This is a genomic window from Nocardia sp. TBRC8007, assembly GCF_056629435.1.
In genome coordinates this window covers 1-9455 of the sequence record NZ_JBWSOR010000038.1, presented here as the reverse complement: position 1 = coordinate 9455, position 9455 = coordinate 1, and the positions used below count along the sequence as shown (strand labels likewise).

General features: G+C 62.7%; 8 protein-coding genes. 7 read left to right on the top strand and 1 reads right to left on the bottom strand.

Annotated features, from left to right (window positions below):
- The first annotated feature begins 786 nt into the window (after positions 1-786).
- From ACX4ZE_RS20160 to ACX4ZE_RS20145, 4 genes are all read left to right on the top strand, one after another.
- Positions 787-1701 carry a universal stress protein gene (locus ACX4ZE_RS20160; RefSeq protein WP_480275028.1) on the top strand — a complete coding sequence of 305 codons (915 nt, stop codon included), beginning with the start codon at positions 787-789 and terminating at the stop codon, positions 1699-1701.
- A gap of 14 nt (positions 1702-1715) precedes the next feature.
- Positions 1716-2600, top strand: a complete 885-nt coding sequence (locus ACX4ZE_RS20155) for a universal stress protein (protein WP_480275027.1) — start codon at positions 1716-1718, stop codon at positions 2598-2600.
- 291 nt (positions 2601-2891) lie between these two features.
- Positions 2892-3890 (top strand): Acg family FMN-binding oxidoreductase, encoded by a 999-nt coding sequence (locus tag ACX4ZE_RS20150; protein WP_480275026.1) that lies wholly within the window; start codon positions 2892-2894, stop codon positions 3888-3890.
- 177 nt (positions 3891-4067) lie between these two features.
- A complete protein-coding gene (locus tag ACX4ZE_RS20145) occupies positions 4068-5084 on the top strand; it encodes an Acg family FMN-binding oxidoreductase (protein WP_480275025.1) in 1017 nt (338 codons plus the stop codon).
- Positions 5085-5285: 201 nt separating this feature from the next.
- Here ACX4ZE_RS20145 and ACX4ZE_RS20140 read toward each other — a convergent pair whose 3' ends face one another.
- Positions 5286-5768, bottom strand: a complete 483-nt coding sequence (locus ACX4ZE_RS20140; RefSeq protein ID WP_480275024.1) for an adenosine-specific kinase — start codon at positions 5766-5768, stop codon at positions 5286-5288.
- A 194-nt stretch (positions 5769-5962) separates the two neighbouring features.
- Between ACX4ZE_RS20140 and ACX4ZE_RS20135 the strand changes: the two genes are divergently transcribed.
- From ACX4ZE_RS20135 to ACX4ZE_RS20125, 3 genes are all read left to right on the top strand, one after another.
- Complete coding sequence (locus ACX4ZE_RS20135) at positions 5963-6613, top strand: DUF2267 domain-containing protein (RefSeq protein ID WP_480275023.1); 651 nt, start codon at positions 5963-5965, stop codon at positions 6611-6613.
- Between the two features lie 95 nt (positions 6614-6708).
- Positions 6709-8172, top strand: a complete 1464-nt coding sequence (locus tag ACX4ZE_RS20130; protein ID WP_480275022.1) for a bifunctional aminoglycoside phosphotransferase/ATP-binding protein — start codon at positions 6709-6711, stop codon at positions 8170-8172.
- A gap of 840 nt (positions 8173-9012) precedes the next feature.
- The gene (locus ACX4ZE_RS20125; protein ID WP_480275021.1) at positions 9013-9345 is read left to right on the top strand and encodes a helix-turn-helix domain-containing protein; all 333 of its coding nucleotides are present in this window, start codon (positions 9013-9015) and stop codon (positions 9343-9345) included.
- Positions 9346-9455: the final 110 nt, after the last annotated feature.

The following is a 9455-nucleotide window of genomic DNA, read 5'->3' as shown; positions in this document are numbered from 1 at the left end:
AAGTTTGAGTTCTTTGGAGCATCAACGGATAGGTGAAACGAGCTAGCCGACAGCTAGTCTGACGCAGTGTAGTCATACCAAAACTCGCCTCTGAAAGGAAATTGCAGGGGCGAACGGCGTGGCTTCGGCGTGTCCTCAGCACCGACACGCGCCTCGGTATACAATCGGCTGGCAAAATCTCCTGCCGCCAGCGGAATCCAACAAGCTGAGTCCATGCTCGGACAGGCATATCCAGACCCTGCCAAAATGCGGATGAGTGGAACCAGCATGACCACGAAGCTTGGCGTGCAACCGCTTTCATTTCAGCGCTGTCGCACCCTACCACCGTCGCGAGCCGATCGCCTTACACCGCAATATTTCCGCAACTGCGCGATCCACCACTCGAATCAGGTTCACGAGTTATTTCCCTTCTCGTGGAACCGATCCGATCAGCACGGAGAATCTCTGGACAGAGCACGGCATGTGAACTGATGACCTCATCCGCGTCGCGGGACCGGATATACAGTGCGTAAGCGTTTCTATCGCAGATACTTACAGAAAAAGTCGGATCAACCGGTCATAGTTCGCTATGGGAGACGAGCCCGGTGCCGAAGGCATGCCTGGTCCACTCGGCTCGAGCGAACTGGAACACACCCGAGGCTGACCTGTAGCGGTGTTTGTGGCGTCCGCCGCGCGGAAACCGCGGCCGAAGGGCCTCGTCATTGGGGACCAACGACAGGGTACACAGCGGTACCCGGCTCGTACCCTTCGAATGTCGAAGCATCGTTCTCCGAAGGGACGCCAGGTATGTCCGCCCCGCTCACCGACAACCCGCACCACTCAGTATCCGCCGCGGTGGTCGTCGGCATCGACGGTTCCGCAGGTGCCGAGCTCGCCGTGCGTTGGTCTGCTGAGCTCGCCGCCCAGCGTAACCGCAGGCTGCTGATTGTGTACGGCTTGAACCTCACCGCCACTCAGGCCATCTTCGGCATGTATGACCTGATGGTTCCCGCGATCACCCAGACCTTACGGGAAGAAGCCACCGCTCGGCTGGCCGCCGCCGCGCGGCTGGCCCGCCGGGTCGCCCCCGAGCTACAGGTCGAAACCGAGCTGTCGCCGGCCCATCCGGCTACCTTGCTCATCGAGCGATCCGCTTCCGCACACCTGGTAGCGCTCGGCGCCGGGCACGGGGGGCAGCTCGCACACATCGGCTCCACCCTGCTCGCCGTGACCGCGCACGGTCACGGGGATATCGTGGTAGTTCGCACTGCCGACAGCGAACAACAGATCCGCCGGGTCGGGCCCGTCGTGGTCGGCGTCGACGGCAGCAGAGCGTGCGAGACCGCGGTTGCCTCGGCATTCGCCGAGGCAAGCCTGCGTGACACAACGCTCGTCGCGGTACACGCCGCCAGCGATATGACTTTTCATCCTCACACCGGAGTCGCTACTGTTCTCCCCACCCGTGAACTCGAAACAGCGGCACAACGGGTACTAGCCGAACAGCTCGCAGGCTGGCAAGAGAAATTTCCCGATGTCCAGGTGGTCCGCAAGGTCTGCGCCGCGGCGCCGCGCAATCTGCTCACTGCGTGGTCGAAGTCCGCGCAACTGCTCGTGGTCAGCAGCCGAGGCCGCGGAGGGTTCCGTGGCCTGTTACTCGGATCCACTAGTAATTTCCTTGTCCAGCATGCCGATTGCCCGGTCATGGTTGCCCACGACGCATAGGGAGAACAAAACACATGTCTGACAGCAGCGCTCTGCCTGTTCTCGTCGGAGTCGACGGCTCTCAGTCCGCGCTCGTTGCCGTACAGTGGGCCGCCATCGAGGCGGCGCATCATCATGCCCCGCTGCACATCGTCTACGCGATCGGCGCCCCGCTCGACTGGCCCGGTAGCGGGGTTCCGCAGTGGGAACAGGACTACCAGCGCAACGGTCTCGATGCGCTGGACGTCGCACATAAAACCGCTGCGGCGGCATCCGCCTCGATCCGAGAACTCGATATCACGACCGATCTGGTCCAGGCGCCACCGATCCCGGTGCTACGCGACCGGTCCGAGGCTGCACACATGCTTGTGGTCGGCACCCGTGGGCTCGGCCTCTTGGGTCGTGGTCTGCTCGGTTCGGTGAGCACCGCACTGGCCAGGCATGCCGGATGCCCGGTCGCTGTGGTCCCGGAGTACGCAGTGATTCCGGACCGTACGAAAACCTCGGACCACGCTGTAGGTTCGGTGGTAGTCGGTGTCGACGGCTCGGAACGCAGCGCACAGGCCATCAAGATCGCCTTCGAGTACGCCGCGCAGCACGGAGCGGAGTTGGTCGCGGTGCACACCTGGTCGGAGTTCTTCCGCTACGATTCGCGCGCCACCATGCAGGAAAAGGGCGAGGAATTGCTCTCACAGAGTCTGGCCGGCTATGGCGAGAGCTATCCCGAGGTATCGATTCAGCGCATCGTAGTCGAAGACAACCCTGCCAAGCGACTGCTGGACGCAGGCGAGAAGGCCCAGCTGATCGTCGTCGGCAGCCATGGTCGTGGTGGTTTCGCCGGGATGACGCTCGGTTCCGTAAGCCAAGCGGTCTTGCACGCGGCGAAAGTACCGGTCATCATCGCCAGATCGGCGAGCTGACGCTTCCCTTTTCCGGACCGATCAGCGCTCATGTGCACGGTCCGGCTGCAGAATTCGTCAGCAGCCGGACCGTATTTCCTGCGGCGAGTAGCGCGATCCGATCTTGGCAGATGATCTCGATCGGTGGCGCCGCCCATGCCCTGTTCACCACTCCTCCGGGCTGGACAGCCCGATTCATCCCGTCCAGGGGCGAAGGTCTTTAGCGACCACTCGGCACGCGGGGCTACCGGCGGTCCGATCCGGGACTTATGACTCATGCCAGACTGTTTTCGGATATCTACCGTCAGCGATATGACCCAGCCACTGACCGGGAACACTATCCAGAAGGCCGTGCTGCTCGCAGGCCAGGCACCGTCGCTGCACAACAGCCAACCCTGGCGTTGGGAATTCGACGGCCATGCCCTCCGTCTGTTCGCCGTACCCGAACGTATGCTCCCCGCAACGGATACTTCCGGTCAGCAGCTGCTGATCAGCTGCGGGATCGCCCTGGACCACCTGCGCGTGGCCATGGCCGCGGCAGGCTGGCGCACCCACGTCGACCGGTTCCCGAATCCGAACCGACGCGATCACCTCGCCACTCTCACATTCCGAGTGTCGAAGTCCGCGACCGAGGGCGACCGCGAACGCGCCGATGCCATCATGCGCAGGCGCACCGACCGATTGCCATTCACCGCACCCACTGGTTGGTCCGATTTCGAAGCGATCCTGCGGACCACCTTCGACCCAGCCGCCGCCGTCCTCGACGTCTTGGCGGAAAGCAGCCGCCCCGCGCTTGCTCGTGCCGCGCAGATGGCTGCGTCCCTGCGCCGCTACGATTCTGAACATCATGCTGAATTACGTTGGTGGACAGGGCATACCGTTGCCGGTTCCGGTGTCCCCAAAGAGGCCTTGATCTCTCCGGAGGAAGGGAGGCAAGTCGCCATAAACCGGCAGTTCCCCGCAGCCAAAGACATCCCACCACGAAGCGGGAGTACCGCCGATCACTCGGTGATTCTTGTACTGTCCACCGACAGTGATGCCCCAGAAGATCTGGTGCCTTGCGGTGAAGCGCTCTCCGCAGTGCTCCTCGAATGCACTCTCGCGGGCTACGCGACATGTACTGTGACTCATCTGATCGAAGTAGCGCATAGTCGCGCTGTCATCCAGGAACTGATCAAGCGCTCCACCCTGCCCCAAGTCTTGATCCGGGTCGGCATCGCGTCCGCCGCCGCGCAGGACATTCCGCCGACGCCGCGCAGGCCGCTCGCCGAAATACTCGACATGCCAGAACCCGCCGAACACGCGCAGTGAGACAACCGATATCCACGTCGCATCTCGCGTACTCGGTATGGGAAGGAGAGTACCGCTGAACATCGAAGCACACTGAGCGGAATAAATCGGTGTAGCGAGCATGGGAAGGACCAAGTTCCCCGGCTTGCAGGAGGAAGGCCTGTATCCGGGGATCTGTCCGTCGGGCAGACTCCAGCTATGAACGCCGACGACAAGGGAGGTGCCGTACCGGTTCCCGATCGCTCGACGATGCTGGAAGCGCTGCAGCTCGCCGCCCGTGCGCCGTCGATACACAACACCCAGCCGTGGCGTTGGGTATTCGACGGCGTTCGCCTGTACCTATACACCGACCCCGATCGGCTGCTTTCCTCGATCGACCCGCTCGGTCGGCAATTGGTGATCAGTTGCGGTGCGCTGTTGCACCACGTGCGGACCATATTCGCCGACTACGGCTGGCGTACCGATACCACACGAGTCCCTGACTACGAACGTCCCGATTGTCTGGCGGTGATCACATTCCGGGCATGGCCAGATCCGCCCGCTGGTATCCACTCCCGCGCGCTCGTCATCGACCAGCGACGCACCGATCGGCTGCCGTTGTCCGAACCGGAGGGCTTCGTCGACATCCTGCCCCGCATACGTATGCTCGCCTCTCCACATGAAGTCGGACTCGATGTGCTCGACGAAGAAGCCCGGTCACGGCTTACCGCCGCATCGGAACAGGCCGAGGTCGTGCGCCGTGATGATCAGTTCTATCAGTCCGAACTACATTGGTGGACCGGCCGTTCCGAGTATGCAGTGCCTTCTGAGGGGATACCGCGATCCGCATTGGTGTCGGATGCGGAATTCGCAAGGGTCGGTGTTGGACGGGCCTTCCCTTCCTCCCCGCATTCGATGCGCCGCGCACAGCTCGAAGATCACGCTCGACTCATAGTACTCAGCACCGGCACCGACTCGGTGATCCAGTGGCTGCACACTGGTGAGGCATTGTCGGCTGTGCTACTGGAATGCACCACAGCCGGGCTAGCGACCTGCGCACTTACCCACGTCACTGAGTTCCCAGCGAGCCGCGAACTACTCACGAACCTGCTCCCCCATCCGAACAGGCCGCAGGTGGTGATCCGAGTCGGGACCGCGCCCGCTGACGCAGATCCCATCCCGGCCACTCCACGCCGGTCACTGTCGGACATCTTCACAGCCGTCGACTCGCACTGAACCGATGGGCCGTGCGTATCGGTTCTGTTCTACTGTTTCCCCCTTCTAGCACCATGACCGCGACGCGCCGATAGGGCCATTGGTCGCTGAGTAGGCGACCGCATCGTCCGGTCGGTGCCGGGGCGCGATCCGGACGGCTGAGAAGCAGTGTTCCAGTCGTCACGCACAACTGCGGAAGCTCTCCAGCGTGGGCCCGGTCTGTTATAGCTTGTAGCCGATCCGACGCAGCAACTTTCGACGTTCTTCCTGGTCATCGGAACTTTCAACGCCCAATGGCACAGCGCCGTCGACCACTCCGACAATGCCCCTGCCCAGCTCCGTCACCGCAATGAGTACTTCGACCGGGTTGGCGGTGGCACAGAAGATTCCACAGACCTCCGGCACCTGCCTCATGGCGTTGAGCACATTGACCGGATATCCTTCGCGCAGGAATACGATGAACGAGTGCCCCGCTCCGACTGCGGTGGCGTTCTTTGCGGCCAGTTCGACCAGTTCGTCGTCGTTACCGGAGTGACGAACCAGCCGAGGCCCGGATGCTTCACAGAACGCCAGCCCGAATCGCAGATGTGGACCGACCCCGACCAGAGCCTCGTGCAGGTCTTCCACGGTCTTGATGAAGTGGGACTGTCCGATGATCACATTGAGATCGTCCGGCTTGTCGATACGGACCCCAGTCAACTCCATCGCACCATGGTGTGGCTCGGCGCCCCCACGTCGCCAGAGTGATAGGTCCCGGCAGGATGGGCTCTTCTGCCCTAGTCGCGCGGACCGGATATGACCAGGGCCGATGATCACCTCTGACATGGGCCGATCGACCGATCTGGTCCAGGGACATCAGGCCCTAGGCTCAGGACAGCTGCCAGGACGACGCTGAGATCATGGCCTACAGAAACGATCCCCTGGCGTCGTCTGTGAACTCCGCGCGCGAATGGCTCATCGTGATCGCCGAAAAACTCGATACCGACGACCTCGGTTTCGTGTGCCGAGTGATGCGTGCCTGGCTGCACACAGTGCGCGACCGCATCGGTGTAGTCAGCTCGGCGCACTTCACCGCACAGCTGCCCGAGTTCCTGCGCGGCATCTACTACGAGGGATGGGTGCCCAGCCACACCCCCTTCGGGCATAGTGTGGGGCCGTTCCTGACCCAATTCGCGCAGGAAGCCGGAATTACCCGTGAAGAGGTACCCGGACTGGCCGGCGCAGTCACCGACGCGCTTGCCACCCAGTTCTCTCCGGGGCAACTCGACCACATTTTCGCCGTGCTACCGGCACGCCTGCGACAAGTCTTACACGGGGGGATCATAGACGAGACCGCTGACACACCCACCGTTCACGAAACCGAAACCACCCGGATCGATGAACTCGAACAGCGGCTGCGGCTGCTCGGCGACGCCATCGCAGTACTCACCCGTGGCCTGGAGCAGCTGCCGATCGACGACACCGGTGACAAACGCCGGGCCGACGCCGCGCAGCAAGCCCACCGTATCCTCATCGCAGAGCATCTCACCACGGCATCTGCCGAGCACTGACCCCACAGAAACACTCTGCTCCGGCACTATCTCCAGCTTATCCGAGAGGGCATCACTGTGCTCGACACCTCGATCCAACGAATCGGGACCATTCCATGACCGACATCCACGAACCGTTTGCGCAGCTGCGCGAGACGCATAGCGGTCTGGTGGTGCTGTGCGGGGACCGCGCCTACAAAATGAAGAAACCTGTTGTCACTGACTTTCTCGATTTCGGCACCCCGGAGAAACGAGCGCTAGCGTGCGCTCGGGAACTCGAGCTGAATCAGCGGCTGGCCCCCGATATCTATCTCGGTCTGGCACAGCTGACCGATCCGGAAGGCGGCGCCGACGAGCCGATTATCGTAATGCGCCGGATCCCGGACGCACAGCGGCTGTCCACTTTGCTCGACGAGCACAGACACGAAACAGCCGAACTGGCCACATTGGCGCGGACTCTTGCCCGCTTTCACGCGTCGGCACGACGCGGTCCAGGCATCGATCGCGCCGGTACACCAGCGCAGCTGCTCCACCGCTGGCACGCTCTACTACACCCACTGCGGGAACACTCATATCCTTTTGTCGATCCGTATGCTCTGGCTCGCATCGGATACCTGACTACTCGGTATATCGACGGTCGCGCGGCACTACTGACGGAACGGATCGAAAGCGGCCGTATAGTCGATGGCCACGGCGATCTGCTCGCAGAGGATATCTTCGTCCTGCCCGACGGTTTCCGAATCCTGGACTGCCTCGACTTCGACGACGAATTACGCTTCGTCGACAGCCTGGACGATGCCGCTTTTCTGACAATGGACCTCGAATTCCTCGGTCACCCAAAGGAATCCGGCTCGTTTTTGCAGGCATATCTACAAGCGGCAGATGATGCGGCACCGGTGACATTGCAGCACCATTATATCGCTTATCGAGCAATGGTCCGCGCGAAGACCGATTGCATCCGAGCGGAGCAAGGGGATGCGGAGGCATCCGAGCAGGCCGAGCGGCATATCGAACTTGCGTTAGAGCACCTCGAACAGGGCGCGGTCCGTCTCGTGCTCATCGGCGGTCTACCCGGCACCGGGAAATCTACTGTCGCGGCCCAGGTAGCGGCCGCAACCGGAGCCGATCTGCTTTCCAGTGACAGCGTGCGCGCCTCGTTGCGCGCCACCGGAGCGATCACGGGAGCTGCAGGGTCATTCAGCGCAGGCGCCTATCAGCCGGCTGCCAGGGCATTGGTATACGCACACTTGCTCGATCAGGCTCGGGATCGGCTCGAACACGGGATGTCGGTGATCCTCGACGCCAGCTGGACCGACCCGGATGAACGCGCCAAGGCCGCTACTGTGGCCGAACAGAGCCGCGCCGATCTCGTATCGCTGTGCTGCGTCTGCCCCCCTGCTCTCGCCGGCGAGCGGATCGCCACCCGGCCGAAGGGAGACTCGGAAGCGACGCCTGCGATCGCAGCGGCGCTGGCCACCACAGCCTCTGCCTGGCCAGAGGCCACAGCGCTCGACACAACGCGGTCGATCGAAGAATCGGTTGCCACAGCGCTGCGCGCCTGGCGTGGGCGGATATCCTGAGCCAAGGCCGGCGAAGCGGCGTCATGACCGGGTGTCGGTTGCCCCGCCGTTATCGACATCGAGTGCCGCAGCAGATGCCACCTCGCTCACAAACCAGTCCCGGGCGAGTTTCGCGACCTTGATCCTACGCCTTGATCGAGCAGGGTGTTGATGGCGGGCCAGCGTTCGAGGGTGGTCTGCTCCCGAATCAATGATTGCTGTTTCGGTGCTGCAACTACCCAGCAGCCGCTGTGGGTCTCGACGGCCTTCTCCGCTACCTGGGTCAAGCCGTGCCACAGGTACCACCGATCCGACACTTGGATCGCTGCCGGCAGCGCCCGCCGCACGGCCTCGGCGTAGATGGTCGACCCGTCCCGTGCGACGATCTCGCCACCGAGTGCTCACGCAGCAAATCGGTGGGGGTCGGCCTTGACATCGGGCAGCACGTCGATACTGGCAATGCCGCTGGCAGCCGGGCGCCGGCCCGCTCCCGCGCCACTGTCCGGACCTGGCTGGTCAAACGGGTGGTGCGCCGCTGATAATGCTCCAGAACACCCAGCACCTGCTCACGAAAGGTGCTACGGCAGTACATGGTCTCCGGACCCACACCATCTGGCAGTACTGGCCCACTCCGGCTTTGTCAGGGCTGCTCCCACCTCCTCAGCACCACCCGGATCAGGCTGTCCTCAGCTACCCCGACCTGCGGTGATAGGCCGGAGGCGGGGGTCTCTCGCCTCCACTCTAAACACAGCGCCGCACGGCGCAAACCGAAAGTGGAACAGAACCGTTAATCGGACACTCCCGAGGTGTGGCATCGGCGCCGGGAATGGTGGGGTTTCCGGGCGTGACGATGTCGAGTTCGTGTTGACCGATGACGAGCGCGATCAGTTGATGCGCTGGTCGCATCGGGCGAAGGCTGCGCAGGCGTTGGTGTTGCGATCCAAGATCGTGCACGCCTGCGCCGCGGGAGGTTCGAACAAGCACGTGGCCGCCGATCTGCGGGTGATGGAGGGCACCGTGGCCCAGTGGCGGCGCCGGTTCGTCGAGCGACGTCTCGCGGGCCTGGTCGACGAGCCCCGCCCTGGGCGGCCGCCGTCGATCCTGTTCGACCAGGTCGAAGACGTGTTGATCACCACGCTGGAACTCTCGACACCGAACGCCACACACTGGACCAGGTCGTCGATGACGAAGTGAACTGGCCTCTCACGCACGACAACCAGACGGATCTAGCGCAAAACCGCAGAAGAGATCCTCGAATCACTAGCAAAATATCTTCAACAAATCTCAGGTGCGACACACTAGCA